The sequence below is a fragment of the Haloferax marinisediminis genome, assembly GCF_009674585.1.
Taxonomy (GTDB): Archaea; Halobacteriota; Halobacteria; order Halobacteriales; family Haloferacaceae; genus Haloferax; species Haloferax marinisediminis.
The window spans coordinates 1,732,441-1,748,843 of record NZ_WKJP01000001.1 but is presented as its reverse complement, the minus strand read 5'-3'; the positions used below and the strand labels follow the sequence as shown (position 1 = coordinate 1,748,843).

Here is a 16,403-nt window from a genome sequence, read left to right as displayed (position 1 = left end):
TCGAGTGACACTCGTACCATTGAAACCCTCGCCCCCCGAACTGCCGGCAAATGGGAAACGCAGACTTGCGGACGCTCGCGGCACTCGCTGACGTCTCGTTCGACGAGGTGAGCGGGAGCGTCGTCGCCGTGGACGCGCACAACTGGCTGTACCGCTATCTCACGACGACGGTCAAGTGGACGAGTTCGGAGAAGTACACGACGACCGAGGGCGAGGAAGTCGCCAACCTCATCGGAATCGTCCAGGGGCTTCCCAAGTTCTTCGAACACGACCTGACACCCGTGTTCGTCTTCGACGGCGGCGTCACCGACATGAAAGACGACGAGGTGGCCAAGCGGCGCGAACAGCGCGAGAAGGCCGAAGAACGCCTCGAAGAAGCGCGTGAAGCCGGTGACGCCGTCGAGGCCGCTCGGATGGAAGCCCGCACGCAGCGCCTCACGGACACGATTCAGGAGACGAGTCGAGAACTCCTCCGTCTCCTCGACGTGCCGGTGGTCGAAGCACCCGCCGAGGGCGAGGCGCAAGCATCCTACATGGCCCGCAAGGGCGACGCCGACTACGTCGGCAGCGAAGACTACGACACCCTGTTGTTCGGCGCGCCGTACACGCTTCGGCAACTCACGAGCAAAGGCAACCCCGAACTGATGGACCTCGAGGGAACGCTGGAGAAACACGACATCACCTACGAGCAACTCGTGGACATCGCCATGCTCTGCGGCACCGACTTCAACGAGGGTATCACGGGCGTCGGCCCGAAAACAGCAGTAAAAGAAGTCAAGAAACACGGCGACCTCTGGGCCGTCCTCGAAGCACGCGGCGAGACGATTCCGAACGCCGACAGAGTCCGAGAGTTCTTCTTCACCCCGCCTGTCACCGACGACTACGACTACGACACGGACATCGACCCCGACGTGGCCGCCGCTCGGGAGTACGTCACCGAGACGTGGGAAGTCGACGCCGATGAGGTCAAACGAGGTTTCGAGCGTATCGAAGAATCCGTGACGCAGACGGGACTGGACCGCTGGACGTAGGCGAGAGCGGGTCGAAGCCTCCGTCTACTACCTCGTCGGCGCGGGGATGATGATACTCCTCGGCGACGTGATGGACCCAATCGAACGGGTCGAAAACAGCGGAGAGAACTGAACTAGGCTGTCGGCTTACGACACGTCCTCGATGGCGTCGAGGAGCATGTTCGCGCCGATGTCGATTTCTCGCTCGGTCACGTCGAGCGGTGGGAGGATACGGAGGACTTTGTAGCCACACGAGAGCGTGAGGAGGCCGCGTTTGAGCGCTGCTTCCTGCACGGCGTTCCGGCGTTCGTTGGTGTCGAACTCGACGGCGAGGAGGAGACCCTTCCCGCGCACGTCCACGACGGTGTCGGGGGCGTCGTCGCGCATCGTCTCTGTGAACTGCCGGCCACGGGCGACGGCGTTGTCCAGCAGGTCGTAGTCCTCGATGGCTTCGAGGGTGAACACACCCTGCATCGACGCCAGAATGTCGCCGGCACCCCACGTCGACGAGAGGCGACTCTTCTCTTCGGGGAAGATATCCTTCTTCGAGATGGTCGCACCGACGCGGAGACCCTTCGCACCAGTGATAACGTCAGGTTCCATCGGGTAGTGGTCTGCACCCCACATCTCGCCGGTTCGGCCCACGCCGGATTGAATCTCGTCGGCGATGAGCGTCAGGTCGTAGTCGTCGACGACGGCCGCGAGTTCCTCGGAGAAGGCGTCGGAGGGGAAGCGGTAGCCACCTTCGCCCTGTATCGGTTCGACGATGACGTAGGCGACGTCGGAGGCGTCGATGTGGCCCTTCTTGGGGTGGAGTTTCTGCCGGAGTTTCGACGCAGCAGATTCGGGGTCGGGGAAGAATCCACACGAACACGTCTCGGGGGAACACGACCGGTCGTCACAGAAGGGGACGTCGACGATGCCCGAGAGTTCGGGGAAGTTGTGGCGATAGACGGACTTCGAGCGGTTGAGCGAGAGCGCGCCGAGTGTCCGGCCGTGGAAGGCACCCTCGAAGGTGATACCGTACTTCCCGCCATCGGAGTTGTCGTAGCAGATTTTGATGGCGTTCTCGACGGCCTCAGCACCCGAGTTCGAGAGGAACACCGTATCCATCCCGTAGTGACTCGTGAGGTCCGTCAGTTTGTCCATGAGCGCGGCGGGACCGGGGAACTGCTCTTCGCCGGGTGCCGACCCGTCGCTGACGTAGAAGTCCTGTCCGGCGATTTTGGTCGGGTCGACGAGGTCGAACTCGGCCATCCGGTCGAGAATCTTCGGGTTGTTGTAACCGAGGGGGGCGGCAGCGACGTGACTGGTGAAGTCGAGGAGGACGTTGCCATCCACGTCAGTACAGAACGGTCCTTCGGCCTCGCTGGTGATGTCCCAGACGAAATCGTAGACGTACGTACTCGGTGCGGCGTGTTCCTGGTGGTACGAGACCCACTCTTTGGCCCGTTCGCCGGGCATCGAATCGACGTGGGGAACCACCGTCTCTCGGTCCATGCGCCTCGCTACGGAGACCCATGTGTTAAGATATTCGTTATTAATGGTGCAATATCAGCGGCAGTGCGCCGAGGTCTGTCGATTTCGATATCTCCGTGTTCGGATACGACGCGAAGTCGTGACGGACTGGTGTCCAAACCTGTCGAACCCGCGATAGGCTTTTGCTCCTGACTGTCTGTCTTTATGTATGGCTCTCCGTGACATTCAGCGCTCTCGTGCAATGTGGTGGGCCGTCGCAGCCGCTCTCGCCGGCGCGTTCGTCTACGTCATCTACTCGTTCATCGGGACGTTCGTCTTTGGCCTCTTCATCTACTACGCGACACGGCCAATATACCGTCGCATCCGGCGACGGGTTCGCCCACCGAGTCTCGCTGCGACTGTCGCCCTGTTCGCCCTTGCACTGCCGGCGCTCGGCCTCATGGCCTACGCTGCGACGATTGCTCTCCGAGAATTCGTGAGTTACGCCAATCGGGTGTCTGCTGACGAGGCGCCGATTGACCTCCGCGCGTACGGAATCGACCCGGAGTTTGTCAGAGACGTCGCGACTCCACAGGCGCTCTTGGAGTACGACTTCGCGACACTGCTCACACCGAGTGCCGTCTCGTCTGTGTCGGACTCGCTCAGCGTCGCCGCCAGTACGTTCACCTTCCTCGGTATCGGCGCAATCCACCTGTTCATCATGATTGCGTTCGCCTTCTACCTGCTTCGTGACGACTACAAGCTGAGTCGCTGGGTCCGGTCGATGTTCGCTGACGACCAGGGCATCCTCGAATCGTACTTCCGTGCCGTCGATCGTGATTTCAACAACATCTTCTTCGGCAACATCCTCAACGCGGTTCTCACCGGTACCATCGGTGTCATCGCGTACTCGATGTTGAACGTCTTCGCGCCGGCAGGTGTGGCAATTCCTGCACCGGCACTGGTCGGCCTCCTCGCCGGTGCCGCGAGTCTCATCCCGGTGGTCGGGATGAAACTCGTCTACGTTCCCGTCGCGATATACATGGGTGGGCAGGTCTTCCTCACGAACCCACCGGCACTGTGGTTCGTCCTCCTCTTCGCAGCAGTCTCGTTCGTCATCGTGGATACGATTCCCGACCTCGTCCTCAGACCGTACGTCTCCGGTCGGAGTCTCCACGTCGGTGCCGTGATGATTGCGTACACCTTCGGCCCGCTGATGTTCGGGTGGTACGGCATCTTCCTCATGCCGATGATTCTCGTGCTCCTCGTGAACTTCGCGCGACTCGTGCTTCCAGAGCTACTGGCTGGCAAGCCGATACGACCGTACACAGTCGACCCGGCGTATCTCGTCGATGGACCAGCGGCCAAACAAGACGGAAACGGTGTCGACACACAGGGTGATGCAGACCGCCCGGAGGGGCGACAAGAAGGGCAAGAAGACGAGTTCGACGTCCCACCGTTCCCGGAGCGAGACGGCGAGCGTCCGAGTCGGGACTCCCGGTCTCCGCCGGACGTTAGCCCCGACGGATGACCGTTCTCAGGCGTCGAAATCTTCGGTGATGTACTCTGCTTCCCACTCGTCGCGTGCCTTGATTTCGCGGCGGCCGCGGCGCGTCAACGAGTAGTAGTTGGTTCGTCGGTCTCGCTGGCCCTTGTCGACGAGACCTTTCTCGACGAGCGTGTCGAGGTTCGGGTAGAGACGACCGTGGTGAATCTCTTTTTCGTAATACGCTTCGAGTTCTTCTTTGATTGCGAGTCCGTGTGGTTCGTCCAGCCCTGCGATGACGTACAGAAGGTCTCGCTGGAATCCTGTCAGGTCGTACATCGGTAAATTCGACCTGTATGTTATTGTCTAATTCAAATAAACATATCGGCATCAGCCCGAGATTCTGAGTTCGTACGGCCCCAAACACCAGAATATGAGTTCTGAATTTGTGTTATTCGCTTTACTAATTTCTCAGAATGTCTGTTTCGAGAACTGGATATGTCCACAACTGGATGGCTCTTGCGTCGGTTGTTCGGCACGGGTCGTGGTTGGTCGAAGCGGCGGCTCGCCAAGACGAGTGGAGTCGCTCCCGGGTCAGAAGAGACGCACGGCTACGTGGGTAGTAGTACACAGAAGGAAAGCATGCCGTGCCGGAAATCTCCGGCACGGCGTGCCGCCCTGAATTGGTCCCCGCTGACGCTTCGGCCCTCCAAAGCGAAGCGTCACTACCGGCTACCGTTCGGTTTTACTTAAAGATAACGACGAGTGACAATCATTGACAACTGAACGAAACGTTTACTCTGGTGGTGCGCTCGCCCCGTGACCGGTCTGTACGCACTCATATGTGTTCTTCTTCGAGGACCCAGCCGAGCGCTCGCCTGTAGTGCGTGAGGAGCTTTCGAACGCCCTCGTGTCGCATATCTTCGGATTCGAGTTCGTCCTTCAGAAACTCGTACTGCTCGCGGACTTCCGATTCACTGCGCATGTCTCGCCTCTCGGCCCCTGGACGTATGTACACTCGGCATAAATGTAAATTGGCTAACTATTGTCTACTGGTGATTCGATGACTCGATATCGTCCTCGTCCGTTTCGTCTATGGGTCGTCGCGTTTTTGCGCCGGCGGAACGAACGTCCCGGCATGGAGATACGCGGCGAGCGAGAGTGCAAGGAGTGTGGCCGGCAGTGGTCGTACTACGAGACCGGGAGCGTCTCGTGTCCGTACTGCGGAAGCCTCCGGAGCGTCGGTGTCGGCGACAGGGAACGACACACCGCTGGGCAGGCGGTGCTGGACCTCTCGGAACATCGAGCAGCGGTCGCAAACGGGACGTTCCGTGACGCCGCACCAGCGCTGAAATCAGACCTCCGGGCGTACATTCGAAAGACAGGGTACATCCACGGTGGCGAACTCCTCCCGCTCGACGACACCTCGCTCGCCGCCCACGAACTGCTTCACGCCGTCGACGTGGTTGCACGGTCGAATCGACCGACCGACGACGAACAGCTCTTCGTCCTCGACTTACTTCGTGAGGCCGACGAGGGCATCCGCCCCGATATGAAGGAGGTACCGAAGTCACTCACCGACGCTCGTGGACTTGGCTACGCGAACGCAATCGAGGCGTACCACGACGACCTGACGAAGTGGCTCGACGACCACCCCGACCCGGAGGCACGAACTACGCTCGAAACACTCTCGAACCACCTCAAACGAGTCGATGCACTCGAAGGTGATATCTCGCTGAACGAGTCCGAAGCCCTCGTCGGCGTCGCTCGCGACATCTACACCTACCTCACGGACGACGACCTCGACGCACTCGCCTCGGCACGTGACCAACTCTCGGCGCTCTTCTGACTGGGACTCTCCGACTTTCGGTCGCCCGTTCACCGAACGTTTTTGCCCTCCGACGACCCTTCGCCGACGATGACTGCCGGGTTCGACGTCCACGAGGTTCGACACCGTGTGAAGCTGCTCCGCGACGATGGGGACACGATGCTCGTCGAAAACCGCAGGGACGTGGCCTGTCCCGCCTGCGGTGACGCCTTCTCACAACTACTCATCTCGGAGCGCCCGGCGCACAGTTTCGACATCGACGCCGGGACGCGGTTTTGTGTTCGCCGCGAAGAAGAGCGGCTGCTCATCGCGACACACGAGTGAGGTGAGAATTGGGTGAGGAGAAAATTGGGTGAGGAGAAAAGTGAGTTGGGAGGGAACGAATTGAACTGCGTCAGCGGTCGAGGAGGTACCGAAGCAACGCCCGGTCGAGTGTGTCCTCGGGGAGCGTCTCGACCCACGACACGTCCGTCACCGTCTCGTCTTCGAGCCCCGGGTCGTCGGTGAGTTCGCCTTCGACGGCGACGTCGTAGATGGCGAAGTGGAACGTCGCGTGGTCGTCTTCGTGGGTGAACGTCTGTTCCGTGACGACGCGAAGCGGGCCGACCGTCGCGTCGAGCCCGGTCTCTTCTCGCATCTCGCGGACGAGTGCTTCTGTCTTGGTCTCTCCCGACTCGACACCACCACCGGGCAAGACCCACCGTCCATCCTGTCGAACGAGGAGGACTGAACCGTCTCGTTCGGAGAGTCCGGCGACACCCCAGTCGAGGCCGTCGCGAATGCGCGTGGCGATGCGTTCGAACGTGTCGGCGTCGAGCGACCGACGGTTACGCCGCTGGACGACACCGTCGCTATCGACGGTCCACTCTCCATCGATGCCGGGTGGTGTGCCCATCTGTTTTTCCATCCGGTTCAGGGGAGGTCGACGTCCACGCCTTCGGCTTCTGCGGCCGCTTTGACCGTGTTCCAGAGGAGCATCGCGCGCGTCATCGGGCCGACGCCGCCGGGGACGGGCGTGATTGCGCTCGCCTTCTCTTTCGCCGACTCGAACTCCACGTCGCCGACGAGTTTGTAGCCCTTCTCGTTGTCTGCGTCGACGCGGTTGACACCGACGTCGATGACGACCGCTCCTTCGGAGAGCATGTCACCCGTGATGAGTTCAGGGACGCCAACGGCGGCGATGACGACGTCTGCTTGGCGGGTCTTCGCGGCGAGGTCTTTCGTCCGAGAGTGGCACACCGTGACCGTGGCGTTGCCGTCGTCGGCCTTCTGGACGAGGAGGTTCGCCATCGGCTTGCCGACGATGTCCGAGCGACCGACGATGACCACGTCGGCACCCTCGGTCTCGACGTCTGCGGCGGCGAGGAGCTTCTGGATTCCGTGCGGCGTGCAGGGCTTGAAGCGTGCATCGCCGGCGACGAGGCGACCCACGTTCTCGGGGTGGAAGCCGTCTGCGTCTTTGGCAGGGTCGATACGGCGGAGGACGGTTCGGTCGTCGACGTGGTCCGGGACCGGCATCTGGACGAGGATGCCGTGTACGTCGTCGTCGGCGTTCAGGTCGTCGATGAGCGAGTAGAGTTCGTCTGCGGGGGTCTCGGGGTCGAGTTCGTAGTCGAACGCCTCGATACCGACTTCTTCGCAGTCGCGCTGTTTCATCGAGACGTACGTCTGGCTGGCGGGGTCGTCGCTCATCAGCACTGTCGCGAGTCCCGGCTTCACGCCGGCGTCTTCGAGGGTGTCGATGGCGTCGGTCAGGCCGGACCGAATCTCCTCGGCGACGGCGTTCCCGTCGATGATGGTCGTCATTGGCTCAGACAGCGTGCCCCGACCATTTCAAAGATTCGGAATCGTGCCTATTCTCCGTTTCAAACTGGAGTAAATATGCACATATGTGAGTATTTTCTGCAGTACCTACCCACCAAACAACAGATTCACGGCGGCCACGGCGACGCCCGCGAGCGCCATGCGAAAGCCGGCGATGTACCATCGCTGGCCGGAGATTGACCCCATGTACGAACCGAATCCGAACAAAATGGCCGTCCCGAGTGCGACGGAAGTGGCTGTCGCGGTCAGCATCGTGAACAGCGACCCGACGGCGAGAAACGGGAGGAGTGGAACGACGATGCTGACGAGTGGGCCGAGTCCGCTCGCGGCGGCGTTGATGACTCTCGCAGCGGCTTTGTCGCGTTCGACGACAGTCCCGTGCAGGTCGGTCAGCATCGCCGCTTCGAGACGTTCGAGTTCGGCTAACTTCTCGGCCCGTTCGATCTCCCAGACGCTCCAGACGCCAGACGTGGTGAGACCGATTGCAGCGCCGACACCGATTTTGACCACTGTCGTCCCGTCGGTGACGCCGGTGAGAAACGCGCCGATGACGAGACCGATGCAGGTCAACGCGCCGTCGAATCCGTTCGAGACGAGGTACCGACGGGAGATAGCACGAACACTGTCTTGCTGGAGCAGCGCGACGACGCGGCGCGGGCTCACGGCGGAAGCCAGTCCTGTGGCACGTCTCGTGATTCGACCATCTCGTCGCCAGCGATCACTTCGTCGATGGAGTGAACGGTCCCGCCGAGGTTCGTGATTCTCTTTTCGACTTCGTTCACGTCGATGGAGTCCCCCTCGACGACGAGTCTGATGTTCTGCACCTCACGGTCGGTTTCGAGAAGCAAGGCGTTCACTCCGTCGACGCCGGCCGCGGCCGCGACCTTCCGAGCGAACTCGACCGTCGACGGTTCGTGTGGCTTCATCACGTCGAGGACGAGACGGCGAATCGGTGGCATACTCTACTGAGTGTACGACCCGACGAGTAATAGTGTTACTTCGCAGAAGTGTTCCGACTCGGCTTCAACACGTCGCGTCGGCGAACGACTGCGGTTCTGGCCCCTGTCGTTCGGCCCGTGTCTCGCCGGTTTCGAGGTTCACGAGCATCGCTTGTCCGCCGTATCCGTGCGTCTGGTCGTGGCCGCGGACGACGACGCACGTCGTTCCGTCGGGAATCGAGATGGTCGCTGAGCGGGTGAACTCCTGTGTCCCGTGCGCGTGCAGGAGTTCACGTTTGCCGAGTTCGGTTCCGTCGAGCGATTCGACGACCCACCAGTTCGCGTAGCCGTCTTCGCCATCGTCGTCGTGGAGGAGCGTCACCGAGAATCGATAGTCGTCGCCCGACTGTTCGAAGGTGACCGCCATCACGTTCGCCTCGCGGAGGTCGAGGTCGCCTTCATCGTCGCCATCACCATCAGTTGCTCCTCCGTCGGTAGCCGTCGTGGTCGTTTCTGTAGTCGATGTTTCGCGTTGCGTGCCCGACTCGTCGGTCGTCCGAGTCGGTGTGTCAGTGTCGGTCTCGTCAGTCATGGGTTCAGAGCCTCCCGGAGACGTACACCCCGCTACGGCGGCGAGTGACACCGAGAGCGTGCCGAGAAGCGTGCGTCTGCGCATCGAGATAGGAGAGATACGACTGGAACCGACAAAAAAGCGGGTCGCTGTGTCGGCGCGGACGCACTGCTCACAGGAGAGTGTGAAAAACACCGAACGAGGGTGTGCTTACTCGTACAGCGGGTGTGCGTCGCAGAGTTCCTGAACGCTGTCAGAGACGTCTGCGAGCACGTCGTCGTCTTCGGGGTTGTTGACGACTTTCACGATGAGTTCGCCGACTTCGCGCATCTCGTCTTCGCCGAAGCCACGCGTCGTGAGGCCGGGCGTGCCGGCGCGGATGCCACTCGGGTTGAACGCCGAGCGCGTCTCACCGGGGACGGTGTTCGCGTTGAGGACGATGCCCGTCGCTTCGAGGGCCTCTTCGGCTTCGCCACCGGTGAGGTCCGGGTGCGAGTCACGAAGGTCCACGAGGATGAGGTGGGTGTCGGTGCCGCCAGAGACGACGCTGAGGCCGTGTTCTTGGAACGTCTCCGCGAGCGCTTTCGCGTTGTCGACGACCTGCTGGGCGTACTCCTTGAACTCGGGCTGGAGTGCCTCCTTGAAGCCGACGGCCTTGCCGGCGATGTTGTGCATGAGGGGGCCGCCCTGTGCGCCGGGGAAGACGGCGCTGTCGATTTTCGAGGCGTACTCTTCTTTGCACATGATGATGCCACCGCGGCCAGCGCGGACGGTCTTGTGTGTCGACCCCGTGACGAAGTCGGCGATGCCGACCGGCGACGGGTGCACACCTGCGGCGACGAGGCCCGTGATGTGAGCGATGTCCGCGAGGTGGAGTGCATCGACGGCGTCGGCGACCTCCTGAATCGTCTCCCACTCGACGGCGCGTGGGTACGCGGAGTAGCCGGAGACGATGATGTCCGGTTCGAACGACTCGGCCTTCTCTGCCAACTGCTCGTAGTCGATGTAGCCAGTCTCGGCGTCGACTTCGTACTGCTCGACGTCGTAGAGTTTCCCCGTGAAGTTCGCGGGGTGACCGTGACTCAGATGACCACCGTGGGTCAGGTCGAGCGAGAGAATCTTGTCGCCCGGTTCGAGCATCGCGAGGTAGACGCCCATGTTCGCCTGCGTGCCGGAGTGCGGCTGGACGTTGACGTGTTCGGCGCCCCAAAGTTCTTTGGCGCGGTCGATGGCGAGGGTCTCTACGTCGTCGGCGAACTCACAACCAGCGTAGTAGCGCTTGCCGGGATAGCCTTCGGCGTACTTGTTGGTCAGCGCGCTCCCCTGTGCTTCGAGGACCGCTTCGCTGACGTGGTTCTCCGAGGCAATCATCGCGAGCGTGTCGCGCTGGCGTTCGACCTCACCTTCGAGGGCGTCTGCCACAGCGGGGTCGACGTCGCGGACGTGGCTGTAGTCCATGTGTAGTATCCTGCCCAATTAGGGCATAAATGTGTCCCCTTTGGCTACGCCTGCCGGTGTTGTGTTGCACGATATTGCATACTCAGAGAGTGACACGCGGTGACAAATGCACGAACGCGCAGAGAGTGTCCGACACTGACGTGTCTCGTTCCAGAACGTGACCAGCGACTCCCACTGCACGTCTCTGTTTCACCGACGGAAGTTCAGCCGCCCTCGAAGTCAGTTTTCCCACGACTGTTGAGGAGTAAAATTTCTGAAACGAGATGCTCAATTCGCCCGTAAAACAGTTGGTACAACCCAATATCGGATACGTTCTGATAGTCGTCTTGCGTTAATATTAAATATATTACTGGCGATATTCAAGTCATGGCTATTCGTTCTAATCTACTCGCTGAGGGGGTAGAGGATATCATCGAATCCGTTCTCTCGTCGACCGAAGACGAAGTTTTAGTCGCGAACCCAACCGCCGAAGTAATCGAGGGTCTGGTGACCGTCGCGACGGAGATCGGGTCGGGACTGCCGCAGATTCGTCTCGTCGCCGAAGAGGGTGTGTTGAAAGAGGTCATGGACGACTTCATCGTCGCCGCCAACGCAGCGAACCTCGTCGCTGAAGACGTCCTCTCGATGCGCACCGCGCGTGACGAAGTCGAGAACACACTGTTCGTCACACCCAACTCCGTCGTCGCCCTCGTCGGCGCGGGTGGAAAGGTCGCTGGCCTCGTCACCGACGACGACGACTTCGTCCAGACGGCGCTCGACGCACACCGCGCACACTGGGAAGACGCACCCGAGTTCAAACTCCGCACGCCGGCGCTCTCCCGTGTCCGCGAGACGCTCTCTGAAGACATCGGCGAATCGACGCTCGACGACTTCGACGCAGTGCTCGCGTCGCTCACCTCCGCGCGTGGTGACGGCGACGGCCTCGACGAAGTGACCATCTCGCTTCTCGTCGCCGCCCGGAACGAAGTCCTCCTCTACGACATCTCCAAGTGGGGCGAAGACGTGGGCATCGCGAGCAAGGCGACGTTCTCGCGGACGAAGACGAAACTCGAAGAACTCGGTCTCATCGACACCGAGAAGGTGCCAATCGACGTGGGTCGCCCGCGCCTCCGTCTGAAGCTCGGCGACGACCAGCTCGTCGACGCCGACGTCGACGAACTCGCCGACGTCGCACAGCGTCTCCTCGAAGCGTAAGTCGTTCGACGGCAACCGACCACCGATACCCCCCTGTTTTTTGTTTCGCCGTTCCTCGTCGCGCTCATGAACATCGGACTCGTCGGGAGCGGTCCCGCCGCCGAGTCGATTCGCGCGGCCTGTACCGATATCGACGCGACAGTAACCGAACCGGCCCCTGAAGCGCTCGATGGGTTCGACCTCGGGTTCGTCGTGGCACCGGTCGGAAACGATGCGTTCGACGCGGCTGACGCTGCCGCAGGGCGCTGGATTGCGGTCGAAATTGGTGGCGTGGGCGGGCACGCCATCTCGGACATCGACGCCGCCGTGTCGGCGTTCGACGACGCGGGCGCCAACTTCTCGGACCTCCGCGCCCGCGTCGCATCCACCACCGAGTCGTCTGGTCGTCCATCGGGTGACCGTGCCGCGGTTCGCCTCGCCGGGGCAATCGCCGGTCGGCGCGGCATCTCGCTGCTCTCTGGTGACGACATCGCAGGCACTGTCGTCGAAGTGCCCGGTCGAGAACGGTCGTTCCTCCCAACACCATCACCGACGGACCGTGACCGGACGGTTCGCCGCGACTTTCGCGCCGTCGAGTTAGACGACGCACTCTCGCGGGCCGAGTTGGCAGTCGACGAGCGCGTCGGAATAATCACACAGGTCGGCGAGCGCGAGTCGTTCCCGCTGCCGTACTACATGGCACAGACTGCCGATACGACGGTGTACTCTGACACTCGCGCAGCAGAACTCGCCGGTGGTGCGGCAGCAGGGTGGGACGAGGCGTACATGAAGGCACTGGGCGAGGCGCTCGAACGCTACTCGGCCGGCGTCTATCGGTCGAGCGAGTTCGCAGTCGCACCCGCGGCCTCCCGTCCGAGTGCTATCCCACCGAGTCGGTTCGTCAGACCGGATTCGTACCGCGACCCAGACCCGAACGAACCGATTCAGTGGGTCGAAGGCGAGCACCTCGCGACAGGAAAGACAGTTTCGCTCCCCGCGGAGTTCGTCCACTACCCACCACCGAACGAGCGGCACAAACCGTCGATTACGACGGGACTCGGCCTCGGGAACTCCGGAACCGAGGCGATGCTCTCCGGCCTGTACGAGACGGTCGAACGCGACGCCACGATGCTCGCGTGGTACTCGACGTTCGAGCCACTCGGGCTCGACGTGTCCGACGAGACGTTCGAGACGTTGGCCGCGCGGGCGCGGTCGGAAGACTTGGACGTGACGGCGCTGTTGGTGACGCAGGACGTCGACGTGCCGGTCGTCGCCGTCGCGGTCCACCGCGACGACGAGTGGCCGAAGTTCGCCATGGGCTCCGGTGCAGACCTCGACGCCAACAGCGCTGCTCGGTCGGCACTCGCCGAGGCGCTCCAGAACTGGACGGAACTCAGAGCGATGGGCCCTGAACAGGCAGCGACGCAGGGAGGTGCGATTGCAACCTACGCAGATTTCCCCGACGCGGCCGAGGCGTTCGTCACCCCCGACGCGACCATTCCCGCCGACTCAGTCGGTCCCGACGAGATTCCCGAGGGAGACGCAGCACTCGACGCTGTCGTCGAACGCGTCGCCGACGCTGGCCTCGACGCCTACGCCGCACGCACCACGCCGAAAGACGTCGAGCAACTGGGATTCGAGGCTGTCCGCGTACTGATTCCTGAGGCACAACCACTGTTCATCGGCGAACCGTACTTTGCCGAGCGTGCCGACTCCGTCCCGCGCGAGCTCGGCTTCGAACCACGTCTCGACCGCGAGTTCCATCCATTCCCCTAACGGAGGGTTCGGTGCAGAAGGCCCAGTGGGTCGCTGCGAACGCTCTACAGCGAAGAAGTGGCTGACAGCCGGCACTCCGATGGTCGGACAGGACACGCGACGACGTGCCGGACACCCGCGAATCGTCGCGCGGTGACAGTTAGCGCATACGACGCGCTGGCCGCGGATTCGTATATGAACCTTCGTCAGGTCGAAAATCAGCGAGCGTCTCGGTGAGTCGGGCTTCAGACCCCGAACGTCGCGCGAAGCATGTCACGCGTTCCTGGCCCGAGGCCGACTGCGAGGACGGCGATGAGGAGCAAGATTGCGTAGCGCGGACTGTCCTCGAATATCTGCTCGTCGAACACCCAGACGACGGCCGTCGCGGCGACGATTTTGACGAGCAAGAACGGCCACGCGTCGCCGGTGATGGCGAGAATCGATTCGGGGAGCGTGGACGCGGTGAAGTCCACGACGGCCTGGTTCACCGGATGCTTCGGGATGAGGTTGTTTCCGGCACCGAGCGCCGTCATCCAGTCGAGACCGACGACGTTTGCGACGCCGTCGACGGCGTGGCCCCAGATGATGACGAGTCCGATGAGGCCGGTTCCTGCGTTGACTTCGGGGGCGAAGCGTTCGAGGAGGTACCACGTCACGCCAGCGACGACGGTCGCACCGACGAGGATGACGACGAGCACCTGCGGGTAGAACGTCGCACCCTGCGCGCCCGTGAGGCCGAGGAACAGGAGATAGCCGAGCGTGACTGCAAGGATGGCGACACCGGCACCGAACAGTGGTTTCACGTACTCGTCGACGATGCCTGCTCGCTCGGCGAAGACGCTCCCGACGACGGCGACGAGCGTAATTGCGAAGACGGTCACGTAGATGACCGGACTGATGACGAGCGTGTTCAGCGGGTAGGTGATGAGCGCGTCGACCATTCCGGGCGCGTCGTTCGCGTCTTCGACCACGCGGAACGCGCCGCCGAAGAACATGAACGGGATGAGCGCGTAGAAGAATCGTGGTTTCTCGCCGATGTCGAGACGGCGAAGCAGGAATACGACGCCCGTGAGCGCGATGACGAGCGTGACCATGTACCCAACTTCTGAGACGAGCGTATAGCCGGGGTACGCGACCGGTTGGGCTGCGGCGGCGCAGGCGCTCGAACTACCGAGGTACTCGGTGACGCCAGTTGCCCGTGTCGCACAGACGGCCGAGTTCGCGTCCGCCTGCACTGGCCCCCAGAAGTATTTCCAGATGAAGCCGTCGTAGACGACGCGAGGGAACGCGAGCGACCCGCCGACGAGTGCGACGAGGATGGCCGTGACGCCGATGCCCCAGAGGCGCTCGGGGTCGAGACCAACTCGCTCTGATACCGTTGCCATAGCCGAAACCCCGACGGCGGGATTGTTTAGGGTTCCGGTCTATCGCACTCTCAGTGCACGCCTCCCCGTGGTGCGCAAGTTGCCACTATCGTCGGCTGAGTCGCCGCCATGTCGGCCGAGCCGCCCTTACTCGTCGTCTTCGGGGTCGTGAATCGGCAAGACAGGGTCGTCGTACTCGGTTCCGAGGATGACCATCGTCTGCGAGCGAGAGAAGCCTTCGAGTTCTGCGATGTGGTCGAACATGAGTTCGCGGAGCGCGTCGGTGTCTTCGGCGTACACGCGAAGCATCACGTCCCACTCACCGGTCGTGAGGTTGATCTCTTGGACACCCTCTATCTCGCGGAGTTGCTGGAGTGCCTCTTTTTCGCGTCCCTGCTTGACGCGAAACCCGACGAGTGCCGACGTTCCCAACCCGACCTTTCGGGGGTCGACCTGTGCGTGGTAGCCCTGGATGACGCCTGCATCTTCCATCCGGCCCACTCGGTCGTGAACCGTCGCACTCGACATATCGATTTGGCGCGCAATCTCACTGAACGGCGTCCGCGCATCCTCCATCAGGAGGCGAAGGATAGCCCGGTCCGTCGCGTCGAGGTCCATATCACCCCGTACAGAGGGGGCAAACTTCGCACTTGCGGAAAGACCAACGACGTTGTTGTCGTGTTACAGGTTCAGCGTCTCACGCGCCGCTTCGAGCACGGCATCGTGGACGTGACCGTTCGACGCGACGAGTCCTTGTGAGTCGTGTCGCCACTCGTTCCCGTCGAGGTCGGTGACTGTTCCCCCGGCCATCCGGACGAGGTGTGCGCCGGCGACCGAGTCCCACGGGTTCGCCTGCTTGTTCGTGATGACACCGTCGAGAGCGCCGTCTGCGACGTACGAGAGTGCAATCTGCATGCTCCCGTACCGACGCATGTCGCCGAATCGAGAGACGATGCCACGCGTCGCGGCGGCGTACTCGTCGCGAGCGTCGTAGTTCCACCAGAACGTCGGACAGACGGTACACGTCTCGGGGTCGTCGCGTTGGCTCACGGAAATCCGTTCACCGTTCCGGTAGGCCGCTTCGTCGTCGGCAGCATACAGGTCTTCGAGTGCTGGAAGGAAGTTCGCGGCAGCGACCGGCTCACCGTCGATGACGGCCGCCACCGACGTAGCCCACACGGGGATGTCGCGGACGAAGTTGTTGGTCCCGTCGATGGGGTCGACGACCCACGACTCACCGTCCTCGGGGACTGCCTTCAGTGCGTCCGCCTCTTCGCCGACGATGGCATCGTCCGGGAAGGCACCACGGATGCGTTCGACGACGCGACGCTGTGCGGCGCGGTCCGCCTCAGTGACGACGTCCGTCTTTCCGCCTTTCGTCTCCACAGAGATGTCAGTGCGAAAGGCTCGTCGAGCGACTGCCCCACCGTCACGTGCTGCTCGCTGTGCGCGGTCCGCACGGGCACCGAGTTCGTTCATAGGCGTGACAGGAGTGGGCAGTGGCCTATATCCATCGAACGATGGCGGACCGACGGACA

General features: G+C 62.3%; 18 protein-coding genes. 6 read left to right on the top strand and 12 right to left on the bottom strand.

Annotated features, from left to right (window positions below):
- Positions 1–50 precede the first annotated feature (50 nt).
- Positions 51–1,031 carry a flap endonuclease-1 gene (gene fen, locus GJR98_RS09135; RefSeq protein WP_151137532.1) on the top strand — a complete coding sequence of 327 codons (981 nt, stop codon included), beginning with the start codon at positions 51–53 and terminating at the stop codon, positions 1,029–1,031.
- A 126-nt stretch (positions 1,032–1,157) separates the two neighbouring features.
- Here the strand turns inward: fen and GJR98_RS09130 are convergent, their stop codons facing one another.
- Positions 1,158–2,510, bottom strand: coding sequence for a class-III pyridoxal-phosphate-dependent aminotransferase (locus GJR98_RS09130; protein ID WP_151137531.1), 1,353 nt, complete (start codon positions 2,508–2,510; stop codon positions 1,158–1,160).
- Between the two features lie 220 nt (positions 2,511–2,730).
- Here GJR98_RS09130 and GJR98_RS09125 point away from each other — a divergent pair, with 220 nt between their 5' ends.
- Positions 2,731–3,999: an AI-2E family transporter gene (locus tag GJR98_RS09125; protein ID WP_151139416.1), complete on the top strand. Its 1,269-nt coding sequence runs from the start codon at positions 2,731–2,733 to the stop codon at positions 3,997–3,999.
- A 6-nt stretch (positions 4,000–4,005) separates the two neighbouring features.
- On the opposite strand, the gene GJR98_RS09120 is transcribed toward GJR98_RS09125, so the two are convergent.
- Both GJR98_RS09120 and GJR98_RS17480 read right to left on the bottom strand, forming a co-directional pair.
- Positions 4,006–4,293 carry a helix-turn-helix transcriptional regulator gene (locus GJR98_RS09120; protein WP_151137529.1) on the bottom strand — a complete coding sequence of 96 codons (288 nt, stop codon included), beginning with the start codon at positions 4,291–4,293 and terminating at the stop codon, positions 4,006–4,008.
- Between the two features lie 499 nt (positions 4,294–4,792).
- Positions 4,793–4,939: a hypothetical protein gene (locus tag GJR98_RS17480; protein ID WP_191965442.1), complete on the bottom strand. Its 147-nt coding sequence runs from the start codon at positions 4,937–4,939 to the stop codon at positions 4,793–4,795.
- A gap of 153 nt (positions 4,940–5,092) precedes the next feature.
- On the opposite strand from GJR98_RS17480, the gene GJR98_RS09115 reads away from it, so the two are divergent.
- On the top strand, positions 5,093–5,803 hold the full coding sequence (locus tag GJR98_RS09115) for a DUF7117 family protein (protein WP_151137527.1): 711 nt from the start codon (positions 5,093–5,095) through the stop codon (positions 5,801–5,803).
- Positions 5,804–5,872: 69 nt separating this feature from the next.
- Positions 5,873–6,106, top strand: a complete 234-nt coding sequence (locus GJR98_RS09110) for a DUF7385 family protein (RefSeq protein ID WP_151137525.1) — start codon at positions 5,873–5,875, stop codon at positions 6,104–6,106.
- Positions 6,107–6,176: 70 nt separating this feature from the next.
- Here GJR98_RS09110 and GJR98_RS09105 read toward each other — a convergent pair whose 3' ends face one another.
- From GJR98_RS09105 to glyA, 6 genes are all read right to left on the bottom strand, one after another.
- Positions 6,177–6,689, bottom strand: coding sequence for an NUDIX domain-containing protein (locus GJR98_RS09105; protein ID WP_151137523.1), 513 nt, complete (start codon positions 6,687–6,689; stop codon positions 6,177–6,179).
- Between the two features lie 5 nt (positions 6,690–6,694).
- Entirely contained in the window at positions 6,695–7,588 is an 894-nt protein-coding gene (folD, locus tag GJR98_RS09100) for a bifunctional methylenetetrahydrofolate dehydrogenase/methenyltetrahydrofolate cyclohydrolase FolD (protein ID WP_151137521.1), read from the bottom strand.
- Positions 7,589–7,693: 105 nt separating this feature from the next.
- Positions 7,694–8,269 carry a VIT1/CCC1 transporter family protein gene (locus GJR98_RS09095; protein ID WP_151137519.1) on the bottom strand — a complete coding sequence of 192 codons (576 nt, stop codon included), beginning with the start codon at positions 8,267–8,269 and terminating at the stop codon, positions 7,694–7,696.
- A complete protein-coding gene (locus GJR98_RS09090) occupies positions 8,266–8,565 on the bottom strand; it encodes a DUF211 domain-containing protein (protein WP_151137517.1) in 300 nt (99 codons plus the stop codon). The genes GJR98_RS09095 and GJR98_RS09090 overlap by 4 nt, the downstream gene beginning before the upstream one ends.
- Positions 8,566–8,629: 64 nt before the next feature.
- A complete protein-coding gene (locus tag GJR98_RS09085; protein WP_151137515.1) occupies positions 8,630–9,220 on the bottom strand; it encodes a hypothetical protein in 591 nt (196 codons plus the stop codon).
- A gap of 105 nt (positions 9,221–9,325) precedes the next feature.
- The gene (gene glyA, locus GJR98_RS09080; RefSeq protein WP_151137513.1) at positions 9,326–10,573 is read right to left on the bottom strand and encodes a serine hydroxymethyltransferase; all 1,248 of its coding nucleotides are present in this window, start codon (positions 10,571–10,573) and stop codon (positions 9,326–9,328) included.
- 366 nt (positions 10,574–10,939) lie between these two features.
- Between glyA and tbsP the strand changes: the two genes are divergently transcribed.
- Positions 10,940–11,767, top strand: coding sequence for a transcriptional regulator TbsP (tbsP, locus tag GJR98_RS09075; RefSeq protein WP_151137511.1), 828 nt, complete (start codon positions 10,940–10,942; stop codon positions 11,765–11,767).
- A gap of 66 nt (positions 11,768–11,833) precedes the next feature.
- Positions 11,834–13,522, top strand: a complete 1,689-nt coding sequence (locus GJR98_RS09070) for a YcaO-like family protein (RefSeq protein WP_151137509.1) — start codon at positions 11,834–11,836, stop codon at positions 13,520–13,522.
- 224 nt (positions 13,523–13,746) lie between these two features.
- Here GJR98_RS09070 and GJR98_RS09065 read toward each other — a convergent pair whose 3' ends face one another.
- The 3 genes from GJR98_RS09065 to GJR98_RS09055 all read right to left on the bottom strand — a co-directional run bounded on the left by GJR98_RS09065 (position 13,747) and on the right by GJR98_RS09055 (position 16,344).
- A complete protein-coding gene (locus tag GJR98_RS09065; RefSeq protein ID WP_151137507.1) occupies positions 13,747–14,886 on the bottom strand; it encodes a DUF63 family protein in 1,140 nt (379 codons plus the stop codon).
- Positions 14,887–15,012: 126 nt separating this feature from the next.
- Positions 15,013–15,483, bottom strand: coding sequence for an Lrp/AsnC family transcriptional regulator (locus GJR98_RS09060; RefSeq protein WP_151137505.1), 471 nt, complete (start codon positions 15,481–15,483; stop codon positions 15,013–15,015).
- Between the two features lie 63 nt (positions 15,484–15,546).
- Positions 15,547–16,344 carry an inositol monophosphatase family protein gene (locus GJR98_RS09055; protein ID WP_151137503.1) on the bottom strand — a complete coding sequence of 266 codons (798 nt, stop codon included), beginning with the start codon at positions 16,342–16,344 and terminating at the stop codon, positions 15,547–15,549.
- Positions 16,345–16,403: the final 59 nt, after the last annotated feature.